At 54.6% G+C, this 17,238-nt stretch carries 14 protein-coding genes and 1 tRNA gene; 8 read left to right on the forward strand and 7 right to left on the reverse strand.

The features are described from left to right. Position 1 precedes the first annotated feature (1 nt). Positions 2-970, forward strand: a complete 969-nt coding sequence (locus FA92_RS18195; RefSeq protein WP_013359625.1) for a VirK/YbjX family protein — start codon at positions 2-4, stop codon at positions 968-970. An 8-nt stretch (positions 971-978) separates the two neighbouring features. Here FA92_RS18195 and FA92_RS18200 read toward each other — a convergent pair whose 3' ends face one another. From FA92_RS18200 to FA92_RS18225, 6 genes are all read right to left on the reverse strand, one after another. Then, positions 979-1,341 carry a YibL family ribosome-associated protein gene (locus FA92_RS18200; RefSeq protein WP_013359626.1) on the reverse strand — a complete coding sequence of 121 codons (363 nt, stop codon included), beginning with the start codon at positions 1,339-1,341 and terminating at the stop codon, positions 979-981. A 103-nt stretch (positions 1,342-1,444) separates the two neighbouring features. Then, entirely contained in the window at positions 1,445-2,038 is a 594-nt protein-coding gene (gene mtlR / locus FA92_RS18205) for a mannitol operon repressor MtlR (protein ID WP_013359627.1), read from the reverse strand. 16 nt (positions 2,039-2,054) lie between these two features. Then, positions 2,055-3,203, reverse strand: a complete 1,149-nt coding sequence (gene mtlD, locus FA92_RS18210) for a mannitol-1-phosphate 5-dehydrogenase (RefSeq protein ID WP_033784391.1) — start codon at positions 3,201-3,203, stop codon at positions 2,055-2,057. Positions 3,204-3,299: 96 nt separating this feature from the next. Further along, positions 3,300-5,234, reverse strand: coding sequence for a PTS mannitol transporter subunit IICBA (locus tag FA92_RS18215; RefSeq protein WP_033784392.1), 1,935 nt, complete (start codon positions 5,232-5,234; stop codon positions 3,300-3,302). 433 nt (positions 5,235-5,667) lie between these two features. Continuing rightward, entirely contained in the window at positions 5,668-6,384 is a 717-nt protein-coding gene (locus tag FA92_RS18220) for a DUF3053 domain-containing protein (protein WP_013359631.1), read from the reverse strand. Positions 6,385-6,618: 234 nt separating this feature from the next. Then, the gene (locus FA92_RS18225; protein WP_033784393.1) at positions 6,619-8,217 is read right to left on the reverse strand and encodes a gamma-glutamyltransferase family protein; all 1,599 of its coding nucleotides are present in this window, start codon (positions 8,215-8,217) and stop codon (positions 6,619-6,621) included. A gap of 733 nt (positions 8,218-8,950) precedes the next feature. Here FA92_RS18225 and FA92_RS18230 point away from each other — a divergent pair. Further along, positions 8,951-9,247 carry an HTH-type transcriptional regulator gene (locus tag FA92_RS18230; protein ID WP_010257438.1) on the forward strand — a complete coding sequence of 99 codons (297 nt, stop codon included), beginning with the start codon at positions 8,951-8,953 and terminating at the stop codon, positions 9,245-9,247. A gap of 39 nt (positions 9,248-9,286) precedes the next feature. On the opposite strand, the gene FA92_RS18235 is transcribed toward FA92_RS18230, so the two are convergent. Beyond that, positions 9,287-9,883 (reverse strand): HD domain-containing protein, encoded by a 597-nt coding sequence (locus FA92_RS18235; RefSeq protein ID WP_013359633.1) that lies wholly within the window; start codon positions 9,881-9,883, stop codon positions 9,287-9,289. 62 nt (positions 9,884-9,945) lie between these two features. Between FA92_RS18235 and FA92_RS18240 the strand changes: the two genes are divergently transcribed. The 6 genes from FA92_RS18240 to dppB all read left to right on the forward strand — a co-directional run bounded on the left by FA92_RS18240 (position 9,946) and on the right by dppB (position 17,237). Further along, a complete protein-coding gene (locus FA92_RS18240) occupies positions 9,946-10,410 on the forward strand; it encodes a MarR family transcriptional regulator (RefSeq protein ID WP_033784394.1) in 465 nt (154 codons plus the stop codon). Positions 10,411-10,505: 95 nt separating this feature from the next. Beyond that, positions 10,506-10,934: an organic hydroperoxide resistance protein gene (locus FA92_RS18245; protein WP_013359635.1), complete on the forward strand. Its 429-nt coding sequence runs from the start codon at positions 10,506-10,508 to the stop codon at positions 10,932-10,934. A gap of 316 nt (positions 10,935-11,250) precedes the next feature. Further along, a complete protein-coding gene (eptB, locus tag FA92_RS18250; protein ID WP_013359636.1) occupies positions 11,251-12,942 on the forward strand; it encodes a kdo(2)-lipid A phosphoethanolamine 7''-transferase in 1,692 nt (563 codons plus the stop codon). A 125-nt stretch (positions 12,943-13,067) separates the two neighbouring features. Continuing rightward, a tRNA-Pro gene (locus tag FA92_RS18255) sits at positions 13,068-13,144 on the forward strand. 1,291 nt (positions 13,145-14,435) lie between these two features. Further along, entirely contained in the window at positions 14,436-16,046 is a 1,611-nt protein-coding gene (dppA, locus tag FA92_RS18265) for a dipeptide ABC transporter periplasmic-binding protein DppA (RefSeq protein WP_013359637.1), read from the forward strand. A gap of 171 nt (positions 16,047-16,217) precedes the next feature. After that, positions 16,218-17,237 carry a dipeptide ABC transporter permease DppB gene (dppB, locus tag FA92_RS18270; RefSeq protein ID WP_013359638.1) on the forward strand — a complete coding sequence of 340 codons (1,020 nt, stop codon included), beginning with the start codon at positions 16,218-16,220 and terminating at the stop codon, positions 17,235-17,237. Position 17,238 lies beyond the last annotated feature (1 nt).

A 17,238-nucleotide genomic window follows, 5' to 3' on the forward strand; every position in this document is an offset into this window, starting at 1 on the left:
TATGTCAATTATAACTACTCACGAAAATACGACCGAATCCTCTGCTTCACTTTTTTTCCAGTTAATCAGTGGCAAATACATTCCGGATAAACTCTGGAACAGTAAACGTTTTCGTCTGAAATTTGTGTTAAGAACCTTAATATCGCCGCTGACCACGCTGCATTATCTGGATGCACTGTCGCATCTGCCGCAACTCCCGTTGCTGATGAGCACTCAGGGATTGCTGCCAGCCAAGCTGCACCGGCCCTATCTGCGTTCAGGCATGAGCATTGCTGCGCGTGCGCAGGCGATTCTCGACCACTACACGCTGATGAACAATCTCGACAATCCTGTGCTGCGTCAGCTGCTGCAGAGCGCTTCAGAAAATCCGCTGGCCGCGCTGACCGGAAAAAATGGCGAAGCTTTTTTACTCTCCTGCAGTTCCGGTTATTTTGATCGTGAAGGGGAAGTGACGCTGGTATTGCGTTATAACGACGAAATTATTGCTTCACTCTCATTTTCGATTCTTAACGAGAATAACCAGCGCACCTTATTAATTGGCGGATTACAGGGGCCGCGGAAACATATTAATAATGAGATGATCCGCGAGGCGACCAAAGCGGCTCACGGTCTCTTCCCGAAACGCCTGTTAATGGAAGCGGTATTTATTGTGGCGAAGCAGTGCGGCGTGGAAAGTATTCAGGCAGTAGGCGATGAGACCCATGTATTTCGCAGCCTGCGTTATCGCCACAGCAAAGGGGATAAATTCTTTGCCAGCTACAGTGAATTCTGGCTGTCGCTGAGTGGTGAAGCGCGCAGGGATGGGATGTTTACGCTGCCGCTGAGCCTGCCGCGTAAAACGCTGGAGGAGATTGCCAGTAAGAAGCGGGCAGAGTATCGCCGCCGTTATGAACTGCTGGATGCGCTGGCGGAGCAGGTTTATGCCGCCGCCGGCGAACGCAAAGCCGATGTCGATCAGGCTGCTGCCTGATCGACCCGTCAGAATGCGGTTTTAGCGAAGCCCGTCATCGCTTTAAGACCCATCTCACGTCCCAGCGCGGTCATTGGATGCACCACCACCAGGCCGCGCACGCTTTTCTTCAGCGCACCCAGATTTGCCTGCTCTTTTTTAGTAATTTCGCGGCTGAAGCCCATCTTCTGCAGCTTCTGCGCTTCGGCACTCAGTTTTTCAACCCGCTGACCGCGCAGACGCTCGATCTCAATGACCAGCGCTTCTTTCTCTTTCAGCAACGCGCCCAGTTTCTCGACATCACCTGATTCCAGTAACTGCGGCTCTTTGCGGTTCAGTGCGTCCAGCTTATCGCTGAGAAGTTTAATTTCGTTCTTTTCTTGCTCTTTCATGACAACAACTCGTTGAGGAAAACAGGCCAAGGATACACCAAATCTGACGTATATTCCCGGCCAGGTTAAGACGAAAAAGGCGTCGTGATGACGCCTGACAGGATTAGCTACCGGACTTTTTAAACGCCTGCTTCATACTGATGCGGGCGATCAGCTCGGTGAGCGACAGGACCATGGTGGATCGCACCATCTGCAGATAGCGCTGCTGCTGCATGCTGCGCAGCTCAGCATCGTCGGTGTGAAACACCGGCGCAGGTGGCCAGGCGGTGACGCAGTGCAGCTCACCAAACGGGCCCAGGATCTCATCGTCGGTAAAACGATAATCGCCGCTGTCGTGATTCAGCTCTTCGCGCAGCGCCAGCAGCAGTTCACCATCTTCATATTCGTGGCGACTGATGACGCCAAGTCCGTAAATCAGCTTCAGGCGAACCGAGAGTTCGCCCAGAGGACCATCGCCCAGCAGCAGCGGTTCTACCGCATATTTCACCGCATAGTCATCTTTACGAAACACTTGCAGCACCAGCAGATTGACGGCCTCAGCCAATAGCTCAACGGCGGCGATCAGAAAGCTTCTCACCGAACGACCGGCGTTCAGGCGCTCAAGCACCCGGTTCTCAAAAGCCTGCTTCTCTTCCATTATTGCCTGCATGGGTTCAATACCGCCGTCGGGCGCAGGTGAACTGCGCCCGGCTTGCATCACTAACACGCGCGCATTATGCCATAGCGTGCCAGGCGCTCACCACAGAAGCCACCACTTCGCTGTCAGCATCCAGCCCTGAAATCTCAGCCAGGGTCGCCTGTGGGCCTTTTTCAGCCAGCAGTGTAGCCAGCTCCTGCGCCTGGGGGTCCTGATCGCTGCGATAGTGCATTGCGGCGGCAATGCCCTGCACCAGGCTGGCGTGCGGCAAACCATACTCCAGCGTGCCCAGCGTCGGCTTGATCAGGCGATCGCCCGCGCTGAGTTTACGCAGCGGCTGACGGCCCACGCGCTCCACATCATCTTTCAGATACGGATTCTCAAAACGACCCAGAATCTTCCGGATGTAGGCCGCATGCTTCTCCGCGTCAAAACCGTAACGCTTGATCAGCACCGCGCCGCTCTCTTCCATTGCGCCTTTCACCACGGCCCGGATTTTTTCGTCGAGGATGGCGTCGCGAATGGTCTGGTGACCGGCCAGCTGGCCGAGGTAGGCGGTAATGGCGTGACCGGTGTTCAGGGTAAAGAGTTTACGCTCAACAAAGGCCATCAGATTATCAGTCAGCTCCATGCCCGGAATGGTCGGCAGGTCGCCTTTAAACTGAGTTTTATCGACGATCCATTCGCTGAAGGTCTCAACGGTCACTTCCAACGGATCGGTGCTGCCTGCTTCAGACGGGGGCACGATGCGATCGACAGCGGAATCCACAAAGCCGACATGCTGCTCCAGCCAGGCGTGATACTGCTCCGGCAAGGCTTTCAGCACGTGCTGTTTCAGCTGGCTGGTGCCGCGCACCATATTTTCACAGGCGATGATATTTAACGGACGGGTGTTGCCGTTGTCGCTGCGTTTTGTCAGCCCTTTAGCCACACTGCCGGCAATACGCTCCAGAATCTGCGGACCCACGGCGGTGGTGACCAGATCGACTTCAGACACCAGGGTGATGATCTCATCGCTGGTGCTGTTGACCGCACTGACGCCTTTAACGGTTTCCACTTTGGCCTGCTCGCCAACCACATGAACGGGATACTCATGACGCGCGTTCAGTGCATCCAGCACCGTCTGATTCACATCAGCAAAAACCAGTTCGATACCTGCATCAGCCAGTAATTTGCCGATAAAGCCGCGACCAATGTTTCCTGCTCCGAAATGTAACGCTTTCATAATTTTTGACCCATATCAAATGACGATGGGGCGGGCAAACCCGCCCCAGGAAATCGGGACGGGCATGACCGCCCCAGGGAAAATAATTGCTATAAATTACGCGATTACAGGCTTACCTGACAGCAAATCCAGCACTTCCTGGACGCTGGTGGTATTCGCCAGCTTCTCAATCACGCTGTCATCATCCAGCGCGTTGGTCAGGCTGGTGATCACCTGGATGTGCTCGTTGTTGCGGGCCGCAATACCAATCACCAGGCGCGCCACATCGTCCGGCTCTTCGCCGAACAGAACGCCTGCCGGATACTGACAGAACACTACGCCGGTTTTCAGCACGCGATCTTTCGCTTCAACCGTGCCGTGTGGTACTGCGATCGACTCACCGAGATAGGTCGGCGTCAGTTTTTCACGCGCCAGCATCGCATCAATATATTCAGGTTCAACGTAACCACCTTTGACCAGCTGTTCGCCGGCAAAGCGAATCGCCTGCTCTTTGTTGCTGGCGGTCAGACCGAGGAAGACATTATCCGCGCCCAGTTTAAACAGGTGCGCATTGCCTTCATCGTAGCTGTCTGAGAGCGCGGTATTCACCGTCTCACGATGTACGTCGCTGCGGTTCGCCGCCACCAGACGTTCGGTCAGGGTGCTGTAGAGCGCGCTGTCGAGGAAGTTATTCAGCGAGATATGCTGGGCATGTGGCGCCTGGCGAATCGCGCGTTCAGTCAGGTCACGATGCGTAATCACCAGATCGACATCACCCGGCAGGGCGTTGATGGCGGTGTTGGTTACCGACACATTGCTCAGACCGGCGTCCTGCACTTTCTTGCGCAGCACGCCTGCACCCATGGCGCTGGAACCCATACCGGCGTCACAGGCCACGATGATTTTACGCACGTGATGCAGCTCGACGCTCATGGCATCGCTGGCGACGGCGCCGCCCGTTGTGCTCTGGCCTTTAGACTGCGCTTTCATCTCATGCATGCGCTGGGTCGCGGCTTCAATATCGTCATCTTCTTTGACTTTGCTGGTTTTCAGCAGGATAGCGGAAACCACGAAGGAGACGGCGAAGGCTGCAGCGATAGCGGCGATGTTGGCGAAGTAGGCACCTTTTGGCGTCATTGCCAGCACGGCCAGGATAGAACCTGGTGAGGCAGGAGAGACCAGGCCACCGTTCAGCACGGTCAGCGTGAAGACACCGGTCATACCGCCCAGGATAACCGCCAGCAGCAGGCGAGGGGCCATCAGCACATACGGGAAGTAGATCTCATGGATGCCGCCGAGGAAGTGGATAATCGCCGCACCGCCCGCAGACTGTTTAGCACTGCCACGGCCAAAGAACATGTAGGCCATCAGTACGCCCATACCCGGACCCGGGTTGGCTTCGATCAGGAAGAAGATCGACTTACCCGCTTCGCTCGCCTGCTGGATACCCAGCGGTGAGAAAATACCGTGGTTAATGGCGTTGTTCAGGAACAGGATTTTCGCCGGTTCCACGAAGATGGAAGTCAGTGGCAGCAGGTTGTTCTGCACCATCAGATTCACGCCCGCGGCGAGAATGTGTGACAGACCTTCAACCAACGGACCGATTGCCAGGAACGCCAGCAGTGCCAGGATCATCCCGATAATACCGGCCGAGAAGTTGTTAACCAGCATCTCGAAGCCGCTTTTGATTTTGCCGTCAATCGCCCGGTCAAACGACTTAATTGCCCAGCCGCCCAGCGGACCGGCAATCATCGCACCGAGGAACATCGGCATATCTGCACCGACAATCACACCCATGGTCGTAATCGCGCCAACCACGCCGCCGCGATCGCCGCCCACCAGACGCCCACCGGTAAAACCGATCAGCAGAGGCAGCAGGTAGGTGATCATCGGGCCAACCAGTTTTGCCAGCGTTTCGTTAGGGATCCAGCCAGTTGGAATAAACAGTGCGGTGATGATACCCCAGGCGATAAACGCCCCGATGTTCGGCATCACCATATTACTCAGAAAGCGACCAAAGCTCTGTACTTTGACCTTCACTGATGAGGACATAAACCCACCCCTTATTGAGACGCGCTGCAATAGGAGAGCGCGCTTGTTTTTGTTTAGCCACCCCGACGCAAAGCCGGTGGTATTACTGTATGCACGCGGACTCTATCACGCGAATTTGACGCTGCGTAGCGCATGGAGCAAGTGTGATCTGTGTCACTGATTGAGGGTGGTGGAAGGGGTGGTTTGCGTGATTTTGATCACATTTTTGTCGGCATTAATGATCGTTTTGCCTGGATTCTGGCCGGACTGGCAGGTTATCTGTGAGATGAATCACACTTATCGGCAGGGTATTTGTTATATAAATGTGACTTAGATCACAAACTATTTTTGGTCGAAAATGCGCCAGATCACACTTCATTATCCAGGTGACAGGAAGAGAGATGAAAAGGGGAATGAGCCGGGCAGACGAATAACGCCTGCCCGTTAAACGGTTTTACTGCAGACCACCCTGGACGGCAGCCTGTGCCTGAGGAAGTGCCTGCGAATTGGCTGATAAAGTGCTCATCAGCGCGTTATATTGTGAAGCCTGATCCTGCGTCGGGAACTGCACGCCACCATCATTGAAGCTGACACGGTTTCCCTGCGTTTGCAGGAAATCGCCGGCCTGTACGGCACCCTGACTCAGCGCCTGGAGTTTTGGCAGCAGCGGAATCAGCTGATTGGCAGGCACCGTCACCACTTTGTTGTAGGCGGTGTCATAGACTTTTTTCAGGTCATCCGGCTGCTTCAGGGCCGCTTTGCTGCTGTCCGCCTGCATTTTTGCGCTTTCAATCTGCTGGGTAACGATCACCAGTGCGCTGTTCGCCTGACGCAGGGAATCACGACGGCTAAGATAATCCTGCGGAACGCGAATGGCCGAAAGCTCATCCACCACCGGACGCATACCCTGCTCAACGGCCTTGTTCGCCTGCTGTGAGAAGCCATACATGATGGCGTAATCGCTGGCGAAGTTGCCAAAGCTCTGCTTCTGATTCTCGCTGAGGCTGGGCAGATGCTCGCCGCTGCGCATGACGGTGTTCTGGAGGAAATCGATAAATGCTTTGCGCTGCTCGCCTTCTTTATCACCGCACGCGGTGAGTTGCAGCACAATCAGCGCGCCAGCGAGCATCATGCCGCCGCGTGCCATAAGGCGTGTAAGTCCTGAAGCCATGGGTTCAACTCCTGTCGGTGATACTGTCGGATGTCCAGGTAAGAATGGCCTAAAGAATAGAACAAACCCGCATCACGGCACAATGTGAAACCACCTGTGAAACAGACGCTTTCTGAAACGCCGGTTAAAGAACGGGATTGTCTGCGTGTCAGGGCAAGCAGCTTTGCCTGCCATTGCGGGCAAAGCGTGTAGCTGAAAGGCACACTTAGCGACATGACGCGCGCTGGCGCGGCCTTAAAACACTACCGCCTGACCATCTTTGCGACTCTCGCTGGCTGCGATATAGAAGCCCTGCGGATCGCGTACGATTACCTGTGCGCCACCAAAGTTGTAGTTACTCAGAGGGTCTTCCAGCACCACATTGTGCCCCATACGGCGCAGCGTGCTCAGGGTATTGCGATCGAGAGTGGATTCAAACACCACCTCACGTCCCTGTACCACGCGCCAGCGCGGCGCATCAATCGCGGCCTGCGGATTCTGCCGGTGCAGCATAATCCGCAGCGCCAGCTGAACGTGTCCCTGCGCCTGCATCGGGCCGCCCATCACGCCAAACGCCATCAGCGGCTGGCCCTGCTGATCCAGCGCAAAGGCCGGAATGATGGTATGGAAAGGCCGTTTACCGCCCGCCACAACGTTGGGATGCTCCGGGTCGAGTGAAAAGCCTGCGCCACGGTTCTGCAGGCTGATGCCGGTATCGGGTACGACCACGCCAGAGCCAAAGCCCATGTAATTGGACTGGATGAAAGAGACCATCATGCCGCTGGCATCCGCTGCCGCGACATACACCGTGCCGCTTTGCTGCGGTGATCCAAAGCGGAAATCTCCTGCTTTATCAGGGTCGATTAATGCTGCCCGCTGGCGGATGTACTCTTTGCTCAGGAGTAATTCAGCCGGAAATTCAAGGTGATCCTCGTCAGTGACATAACGGTCCAGATCAACCAGCGCCAGTTTCATCGCCTCAATAGAAAGATGCAGCCACTGCGGTGAATCGGGTGCATAGCGATTGATCTCCCACGCTTCCAGAATGCCGAGCGCAATTAAGGTCGCGATCCCCTGACCATTCGGCGGCAGCTCCTGCACCGATCCGCCAGCAAACGGATGCGACAGCAGGGTAACCCAGTCAGCACGATGGTTTTTTAAATCCTCCAGCGTCAGCGCCGCGCCATGTTCGCGGGCGAAGGCCGCCATTTTCTGCGCCAGTGCGCCGCGATAAAAACTTTCACCCTCAGTCTCAGCAATCTCCTGCAGGGTGCGGGCCTGCGCCGGGTTGCGGAACAGCTCACCCGTACGCGGTGGACGGCCCTGCGGCGCAAAGCAGCTGCTGAAGCCAGGCTGATCGCGCAGCTTGTCATAGCCACGCTGCCACAGCTGACCAATCAGCGGAGAGACCGGAAAGCCGTCGCGCGCATAGTCAATTGCCGGTTGCGCCAGGGTGGTCAGCGGTAAGGTGCCGAAGCGCTGCGCCAGCGTCACCCACGCCGAGACGGCGCCCGGCACAGTGACAGACTCCCAGCCGGTTTCAGGCATCGCGCTCAGAGCGGCAAAGCGTTCGGGACGCCAGGCGGCGGGCGCCCGACCTGAAGCATTTAAGCCATGCAACTCGCTGCCGTCCCAGACAATCGCAAACGCATCACTGCCGATGCCGTTTCCGGTCGGCTCCAGCACGGTTAAGGCGATGGCGGTGGCGATAGCCGCATCCACGGCGTTCCCACCCTGTTGCAGCATCCGTAAACCCGCCTGTGCCGCCAGCGGTTGCGAGGTTGCGACGGCATTGCGGCCCATCATCGGCACGCGATGAGAGGGATAGCCGACGTTAAAATCTGTTTCACGCATCGCTTTTCCTTAAAGAGGTCAGGAGTGAATTTTCCCGTCATCAGCACGTGATTCCACCGCTGCACGTTTAGCGCGCAAAGGGCTCGTTTTTAGCCGCCAGCTGCACCGTTATGAGGCGCCAGCCGTTTCGTTAGGATGACTGTTGATTCATCTGAAGATACAGGGGCGTTAAGAGTAAAAGATTTCTCCGCACTGCACTGTGAGCCGCCGCGCGCCAGGGTTCAGGCGCTAACCAGGACTATTCTTAAATTAATCAGAACCGTGAATATAAGTGTTCAGGAAGTAAACCATTGGCGTATATTTTGCACTCACAAGGTGAAGAGGTGTAGTGCTTCACAGAAATGACAATATGCCAGAGAAAAGCTTGATGGCATCCACATAAATCGCAAACACCATTTGATTTTTTTGCACGCTATGCCAGCACAAAAATCAACTGCCTCAGCAGGTTAGAGGTGCTGGAACATTTCCGGCAAACCATAGTGAAAAAAATAATTATAAATTGCGCGGCAAATAGTCAGGTCTCTATCCATACTTAGTCTCCCGGCATTTGTTGCATTGACCTGACATCATTAAAGCAGTGCACCGCAGGCTGTGTCCCGTAATGGTTTTTCTCATAACAAAAACAAACCCTTGCGGGATCCAGCCTGAAACAGGCCCGGTTTCAGAGTCCTGACTTCAGGCTCGTACCTCTCTACTTTCACGTGCTTCATAGTGAGTTTTTAAGGAGTTCTCTATGGAATTAAAAGACCCGATGTTTGAATTGCTCAGCAGCCTTGAGCAGATTGTTTTGACACGTGATGATCGCGCCGCCGAGTTACTTATTCAGCGTCAGCAACCCGCCCAGCCAGAGCCGCAGCGTCTGCGTGAAATGACCGGCATGCAGGTTGATGAATTTGCAAAAGTGATGGGCGTGAGCGTCTCTTCCGTGAAAAGCTGGGAAGCGCGGCGTACCCGTCCTTCCGCGACGGCGCAGAAATTAATGAAGTTATTGCATGCCAATCCCTATCTGGGACGGCAGTTGCTTGAATAATCAGGCATCACGAGAAGAACCCGCCGCTGGCGGGTTTTTTTATGCGCGCATTTCGCTGTATTTAGCGGCCTGTTTCACAAACCAGCTCGCTGGCACGTTGTAGGGAGGCTCCCGCAGTTGGGCAAGGCCGCTTTCAATGATCGTTGACGCCTGTTGCCATAACTGCGCATCACCCTCCTTCAGCAGCGCAATCTGTATCTGTTTTTCCACCAGATAGACCCGAGCAAAGTCAGGATCAAAACGCACAATCGCGCGGGTATTGTCGATGATGTCAGCCAGTTTGATCGTCTGCGCCTCAGGACTGGCGCTGGCCGTATGGCGAAAGTGCGCCAGTTTACGGGCCGCCCGATTTTTTGCCGCTGTGGGTGTGCTGTCGGTCAGCATCTCCACCAGGCTGGCCACGTGCGCACCAAACCGGGCTTCGATATCCCCCAGCGTGGCAGAGGTATCTTCTACGGTGTCGTGCAGCCAGGCGGCGGCTAACATGGCATCGTCATGAGTGACGCTGCGCACCAGCTCCACTACCGCAGCCGGATGAACAATGTAAGGCTCATCGGTATATTTGCGGCGCTGACCGGCACCGGCATGTGCCTCAGTGGCGAAACGACGCGCCCGTTCTTCCAGTGAATCCTGCATGCTATTTCTCCTGACAAAAAGTTTGCTTGCAATTATCTAGCGCGCTATCTATATTAATCATCATGAACTGTGATCAAGATGACAAAAAAGTGAAAACGATGCCACTGTTGGTCGATCAGCAACTCTGTTTTGCGCTTTATTCTGCCAATCTGGCGATGAATAAAGTCTATCGACAGTTGCTGAGCCAGCTCGACATTACCTATCCGCAGTATCTGGTGATGCTGGTGTTGTGGCAGAAAGATGATGTCACGGTGTCAGAGATTGGCGAGCAGCTTTTTTTAGACTCGGCAACATTAACGCCACTGCTGAAGCGGCTGGAAAGCGCAGGTCTGATTAACCGACAGCGCACCCGGCAGGATGAACGCCAGGTTGCGGTAACGCTAACAGAGGCTGGCCGCGCGCTGTGCGTTAAGGCTGAAGCGATTCCTGAAGCGGTTAAATGTGCCACAGCCTGTGACGATGATGCCCTGCTGGCGCTGAAATTACAGCTCGATGGGTTGCGTGATAACCTGAATCAATCACGATAAATATTGCCGACGGATGCGCTGCATCCGTTGAACCTCACCGCCTGATTACGGTTAAATAAGTAGCAGGCGATTAAATAGCGTAACGGAGAAATGTCATGTCTTTAGAACAAGTGGTTTACCGCGCCAAAGCCAAAGCAACCGGTGGTCGCGATGGTCGTGCAACCTCTTCTGACGGTGTACTGGACGTTAAACTGGGCGTGCCAAAAGAGATGGGCGGTGCAGGCGGCGAAGTGACTAACCCTGAGCAGCTGTTTGCTGCAGGCTACTCTGCCTGCTTCCTGGGTGCGATGAAGTTTGTTGCTGGCCGCGACAAAATCGCGATGCCAAAAGATGCGTGGATTGAAGGTGAAGTCGGTATCGGTCCTATCCCTGATGGCTTTGGTATCGAAGCGACCCTGAATATTCATCTGCCAGAGATGGATGAAGCAGAAGCGCAGAAGCTGGTTGATGCGGCGCATATCGTTTGTCCTTACTCAAACGCTACCCGCAACAACATCGACGTTACGCTGAACATCATTCGCTAAGCGTGCCGCGGGCCTGAACCATCAGGCCCGCATTTTTCATTCATCACATCCTCTCTCCTGCTGTTTTCTGCGTCAGCCAGCCAACAGTCACTCTCCGCCATGTACAAAAAATGTGCTAATCCGGTCGACAACGATTATTTTCTGGTCTATCAACCGCGGCCATGTTTTACTGAGCCACCTCGCGTTATAGCCAGTAAATCCGTTCAGAATTTTCCTTCATCTTGTCCGGTCCGCTTATTCAGCGAACTCTGCCGCGTTTCGGCAGTCACATAAAAGATTTAGTCAAGCGCTTCACACCGGAGAAACTCCTTTTTTCATGAATTATATTAAAACCCTGACTCAGCAGAAGTTATCGCTACTGCTGGCGCTCTACCTCGGTATCTTACTGAACTTACCGATTTTCTATCGTCGTTTTGACGGTTTTCTCAGGCAATCCACGGTAACGAACTGGCTCACTGCCGTCACCGAGGTCGTGGCCATTGTGCTGCTGACGTTCTTTCTGATGCGTCTGCTGTCGCTGGGCGGAAAGTGGTTTTATCGCGTGCTGGCCACGATGATTGTTCTGATCTCTGTTGCCGCCGCCTATTACATGGCGTTTTTTAACGTTGTAATTGGCTACGGCATTGTGGCGTCGGTGATGACGACCGATACCGATCTTTCTAAAGAAGTGGTTGGCTACCATTTCATCCTGTGGATGGTTCTGGTCAGCGCGCTGCCGCTGCTGATGATCTGGCGCAACAGGCTGAGCATGACACTGAATGAACAGCTGCGTACGCCAGGGCAGCGCCTGAAACCGACCCTGATTATGCTGCTCTGCGTAGCCCTGGTCTGGCTGCCGATCCGTTATTTCGACAAGCTGCAGAAGCATAATGAAGAGATCACTAACATCGATCTGCCGAGCTACGGCGGTGTGGTCGCCCACTCGTATCTTCCTTCCAACTGGCTGGCGGCTGTGGGACTGTTTGCCTGGACCCGCGTGGATGAGTCGCTAAATAGCGAGGAGCTGCTGGATCCGGCGAAGAAGTTTACCTACGTTGCGCCTGCCGGTCTGGACGATACCTATGTGGTGTTTGTGATTGGCGAAACCACCCGCTGGGATCACATGGGAATGCTGGGTTATGAGCGCGACACGACGCCTAAGCTGTCGAAAGAGAAGAACCTGGTCGCGTTCCGCGGCGAGTCCTGTGATACCGCGACGAAGCTGTCGCTGCGCTGCATGTTCGTACGCGAAGGCGGTACCATGGATAACCCTGGCCGCACGCTGAAAGAGCAGAATGTGTTTGCGGTGATGAAAGAGCTGGGCTTCACCTCTGAGCTGTTTGCGATGCAGAGTGAAGTCTGGTTCTACGACAACGTCAATGCCAACAACTTTGCTTTCCGTGAGCAGATTGGTTCAGAGAAACGCAATCAGGGCAAAGCGGTCGATGACATGCTGCTGGTGCCGGAGATGAAAGCGTCACTGGATCGTTTTCCGAAAGGTAAGCATCTGGTGGTGCTGCACACCAAAGGTTCGCACTATCTTTATTCACAGCGTTATCCGCGTAGCTTCGCGAAGTATCAGCCGGAGTGTATGGGCGTCGATGAGACCTGCAGCAAAGCGCAGTTGATTAACGCTTATGACAACTCGGTGCTGTATGTCGATAGCATGCTGGATAGCGTGCTGGATCAGCTGCGTGATAAGAAGGCGATCGTCTTCTATGCTGCTGATCACGGTGAGTCGATCAGCGAAAATATGCACCTGCACGGTACGCCGCGTGAGATGGCACCGCCGGAGCAGTTCCGTGTGCCGATGATGGTCTGGGCGTCAGATAAGTATCTGGAAGATAGTCAGAACCGCAGCAACTTCGAGCGCCTGCAGGCGCAACAACGTGTGGGCCGCACGCATCGTCACGTTGAGTTGTTCGATACCATCCTGGGCTGTCTGGGCTACACCTCGCCAGATGGCGGCATTAACCCGGCCAACAACTGGTGTCAGGCACCGGCTAAAGGTCAGGCTAAAGCGCTGTAATAGTGAGCGAAAAGGGCAGGGCAGGTGGTTAATTTCCGGTAACCGCGTGCTTTCCAGGCGATTGGCGGCAAAAGCATAAAAAGCGGTTGACGCTGATCGGGGGTAGCAGTAACATGCGCCCCCATCGGCGAGTAGCGCAGCTTGGTAGCGCAACTGGTTTGGGACCAGTGGGTCGGAGGTTCGAATCCTCTCTCGCCGACCATATTTAAGAAACCTGTCTGAAAAGACAGGTTTTTTTTCGTCTGTAGAAAAGTGATTTGCAGGCAAAGAATTAGCGCTGTGCGGGCTTCAGGCGGCTGACAGGTTTAAACCCGAGTGAATCTGACCGCAGCACATGAACACAAGGCAGAGGGAACACAGGCAGAGGAGGAAAGCGTCCCACGCCAGGGACGGCGTGGGCCGAGCGTCCAGGGATGGTTTAAGCGCCTTTCCGATCTGCCCGTGTTCCCAAAGCAGATCTCAATTTGACCGCTGAGCATGCCAGGGATGGCGATTACGCACCTCATCCCTGTGGTGCGCCCGTTGCCGGGCCAACGCGTTGCGTTGTTCAAAAACGCTCCCGGCGTTTTTATCCGGGCGGCGCGATGCTTTGCTGCAGGCGTATGCTCCCTTCGCTTCACGTCTGGCAGACGCATTTGAAACTTACAAAGCACTTCAGACGGCTGAAAGATTTAAACCCTGGGAATCTGACCGCAGCGCATAAACACAAGGCGGAGGGAACACGGGCAGAGGAGGAAAGCGTCCCACGCCAGGGACGGCGTGGGACGAGCGTCCAGGGATGGTTTAAGCGCCTTTCCGATCTGCCCGTGTTCCCGAAGCAGATCTCGATCTTAACGCCACTCCCGCTTACCACATTTTGTTTTGTTGCCCGCCTCGCTGCCTTCCAAAAAGTTCCAGTAAACTCCATCCGCCGCGCATTTCGCTTACCCGCCGTTATTATTACCCCTTTCCCGCTGTCAGGCCTTGCCCTGTAAGAGTTACGATCATAATTCGCGACACATTCTTCTTATGACCGAAAGCGGCAACATGCTGATTTCTTATGCTTCTTTCCCAGCATATTCCGCTGGTTGAACGTCATAACGCACGGTGAATCGTTCAGTTATTCAACATTTGCCGGTAAAAGTTTTAAGTTTTTTAGCGGTGAGAATCACTAGCGATAGAGCTGCTATCCAGCACAATGCACGGAATTCAGACCAGCTACGCTGTGTATTGTATGGCTTTCAGACAGAAACGGTTTTTATTACCGTTGCATGCTATTCCTCACACTCTGTGTAAATAAGTAACCGTTGTATTGACGTTCTTTGCAACTGTTGACAAATTGATGCGTCAATAAACGCGCAGTTACGGAATTTTCTGAATGCACAATCTGCGTCAGAAAAAACATAAAAAAACGCAGCGCGCGTTAACCACCTGTTCGGTGGTACGCCTGAACCGCATAAAAAAATCAGAGGTCGGGCAATACACACAACATCACATCACAATGGAGCAAAAGCATGATCAACTCCCTGGCTAAATCCGGGATGCTGAAGGTCGGTCTCAGCCTGATTGCTATGACTGTCGCCGCCGGTGTTCAGGCAAAAACCCTCGTTTACTGTTCAGAAGGTTCTCCGGAAGGCTTTAACCCGCAGTTGTTCACCTCGGGCACCACCTACGATGCCAGCTCACGTCAGATCTACAACCGACTGGTTGAGTTCACTATTGGCACCACCGAACTGCACGCTGCGCTGGCAGAGAAGTGGGATGTCAGTGAAGACGGTAAAACCTACACCTTCCACCTGCGTAAAGGTGTGAAGTGGCAGACCACCAAAGATTTCAAACCGACGCGCGACTTCAATGCGGATGATGTGGTGTTCACCTTTGAGCGCCAGCTGGATAAAAACAACGCCTACCACGGCGTCTCCGGCGGCAGCTACGAATACTTCGAAGGCATGGACATGCCAAAGCTGATCAGCAAAATCGAAAAAGTGGACGAGAATACCGTTCGCTTCGTGCTGACCCGCCCTGAATCTCCGTTCCTTGCTGACCTCGGCATGGACTTCGCCTCGATTCTGTCGAAAGAGTATGCAGACAACATGCTGAAAGCGGGCACCCCGCAAAACGTCGACCTGAACCCGGTCGGTACCGGCCCGTTCCAGCTGCTGCAGTATCAGAAAGATTCGCGCATCCTTTACAAAGCTAACCCGGATTACTGGGGCACCAAGCCAAAAATCGATCGCTTAGTCTTCTCCATTACCCCGGATGCGTCGGTGCGCTACGCCAAGCTGCAGAAGGGCGAATGTCAGGTCATGCCATATCCGAACCCGGCTGACATTGCGCGTATGAAGCAGGACAAAAACATCAACCTGTATGAGCAGGCTGGCCTGAACGTCGGCTATCTGTCGTACAACGTTGAGAAAAAACCGCTGGATAACCTGAAAGTGCGTCAGGCACTGACCATGGCGGTCAACAAAAAAGCGATTATCGACGCCGTTTACCAGGGTGCAGGCCAGCCGGCTAAAAACCTGATCCCACCAACGATGTGGGGCTATAACGACGACGTAAAAGACTACGCCTACGATCCTGAGAAAGCCAAAGCGCTGCTGAAAGAAGCGGGCATGGCAGACGGTTTCTCCATCGACCTGTGGGCAATGCCGGTTCAGCGTCCGTACAACCCGAACGCACGCCGCATGGCTGAGATGATTCAGAGCGACTGGGCGAAGATTGGCGTCAAAGCCAAAATCGTCACCTACGAGTGGGGCGAATATCTGAAGCGTGCCAAAGCGGGTGAGCACCAGACCGTCATGATGGGCTGGACCGGCGATAATGGGGATCCGGATAACTTCCTGGCCACCCTGTTCAGCTGCTCAGCGGCCAAAGATGGCTCTAACTACTCGCGCTGGTGTGATAAATCCTTCGAGGATCAGATTCAGCCCGCTCGCGCCACCGCCGATCAGGCGAAGCGTATCGAGTACTACAAGCAGGCTCAGGTTGTAATGCATGACCAGGCACCGGCGCTGATGATCGCGCACTCAACGGTATACGAACCGGTCAGCAAAAAAGTCTCCGGTTACAAAGTCGATCCGCTGGGCGGACACTACTTTGCTCAGGTAGACATTAAAGAATAATTGTCACCTTTTCCGGGGCGACTGCGCGTCGCCCCGGCTTTATCTCCCTGTTTTACTGGAAACGGTAGAGGCGCAGCCTGTCTGCGTCGCGGTCGGGCCTACCCGATCGTCAGATGTAAGCAATAACAACCCTCGCGGCGACGGTCGCGCGGACAAGAGAGAACCCGGATTATGCTGCAGTTCATACTCCGACGTCTGGGCCTTGTCATCCCAACGTTTATCGGTATTACATTACTCACCTTCGCTTTTGTTCACATGATCCCCGGCGATCCGGTGCTGATCATGGCGGGCGAGCGCGGTATTTCTCCTGAACGTCATGCACAGTTAATGGCGCTGTTAGGTCTGGATCAGCCGCTGTGGAAACAGTACCTGAACTACATTAATGGCGTATTACATGGCGACCTGGGCATTTCACTCAAGAGCCGCATCCCTGTCTGGGATGAGTTTGTTCCGCGCTTCAAAGCGACGCTGGAACTTGGCATCTGCGCCATGATATTTGCCGTGGCTATTGGTATCCCGGTTGGGGTGCTGGCGGCGGTAAAACGCGGTTCAATTTTCGACCACACCGCCGTGGGCATCTCACTGACCGGCTACTCCATGCCAATCTTCTGGTGGGGCATTATGCTGATCATGCTGGTTTCGGTGCAGCTCAACCTGACACCGGTTTCCGGGCGGGTCGGCGACACCGTCTTCCTGGATGACAGCATGCCGCTGACCGGCTTTATGCTGATCGACACCTTCTTCTGGGGTGAGCCGGGCGACTTCCACGATGCGGTGATGCACATGATCCTGCCCGCCATCGTGCTCGGCACCATTCCGCTGGCGGTCATTGTACGAATGACGCGTTCAGCAATGCTCGAAGTACTGGGTGAAGATTACATCCGTACGGCGCGCGCCAAAGGCCTGACGCGGATGCGTGTAATCGTGGTGCATGCACTGCGCAACGCCATGCTGCCGGTGGTGACGGTCATCGGCCTGCAGGTCGGCACGTTGCTGGCCGGGGCGATTCTGACCGAAACCATCTTCTCGTGGCCGGGTCTGGGGCGCTGGCTGATTGAAGCGTTGCAGCGCCGTGACTATCCGGTGGTGCAGGGCGGTGTGCTGCTGACCGCGGTACTGATTATTGTGGTCAACCTGCTGGTTGATCTGTTGTATGGCGTGGTTAACCCGCGCATACGTCACAAGAAATAAG

This window comes from Pantoea sp. 9140 (assembly GCF_000745295.1).
Lineage (GTDB): Bacteria > Pseudomonadota > Gammaproteobacteria > Enterobacterales > Enterobacteriaceae > Pantoea > Pantoea vagans.

Excerpts from the sequence above, each read along its gene's own strand:
- FA92_RS18195 (WP_013359625.1), top strand. The coding sequence starts at position 2 with ATGTCAATTATAACTACTCACGAAAATACGACCGAATCCTCTGCTTCA.
- FA92_RS18200 (WP_013359626.1), bottom strand. The coding sequence starts at position 1,341 with ATGAAAGAGCAAGAAAAGAACGAAATTAAACTTCTCAGCGATAAGCTG.
- mtlR (WP_013359627.1), bottom strand. The coding sequence starts at position 2,038 with ATGCAAGCCGGGCGCAGTTCACCTGCGCCCGACGGCGGTATTGAACCC.
- mtlD (WP_033784391.1), bottom strand. The coding sequence starts at position 3,203 with ATGAAAGCGTTACATTTCGGAGCAGGAAACATTGGTCGCGGCTTTATC.
- FA92_RS18215 (WP_033784392.1), bottom strand. The coding sequence starts at position 5,234 with ATGTCCTCATCAGTGAAGGTCAAAGTACAGAGCTTTGGTCGCTTTCTG.
- FA92_RS18220 (WP_013359631.1), bottom strand. The coding sequence starts at position 6,384 with ATGGCTTCAGGACTTACACGCCTTATGGCACGCGGCGGCATGATGCTC.
- FA92_RS18225 (WP_033784393.1), bottom strand. The coding sequence starts at position 8,217 with ATGCGTGAAACAGATTTTAACGTCGGCTATCCCTCTCATCGCGTGCCG.
- FA92_RS18230 (WP_010257438.1), top strand. The coding sequence starts at position 8,951 with ATGGAATTAAAAGACCCGATGTTTGAATTGCTCAGCAGCCTTGAGCAG.
- FA92_RS18235 (WP_013359633.1), bottom strand. The coding sequence starts at position 9,883 with ATGCAGGATTCACTGGAAGAACGGGCGCGTCGTTTCGCCACTGAGGCA.
- FA92_RS18240 (WP_033784394.1), top strand. The coding sequence starts at position 9,946 with ATGAACTGTGATCAAGATGACAAAAAAGTGAAAACGATGCCACTGTTG.
- FA92_RS18245 (WP_013359635.1), top strand. The coding sequence starts at position 10,506 with ATGTCTTTAGAACAAGTGGTTTACCGCGCCAAAGCCAAAGCAACCGGT.
- eptB (WP_013359636.1), top strand. The coding sequence starts at position 11,251 with ATGAATTATATTAAAACCCTGACTCAGCAGAAGTTATCGCTACTGCTG.
- dppA (WP_013359637.1), top strand. The coding sequence starts at position 14,436 with ATGATCAACTCCCTGGCTAAATCCGGGATGCTGAAGGTCGGTCTCAGC.
- dppB (WP_013359638.1), top strand. The coding sequence starts at position 16,218 with ATGCTGCAGTTCATACTCCGACGTCTGGGCCTTGTCATCCCAACGTTT.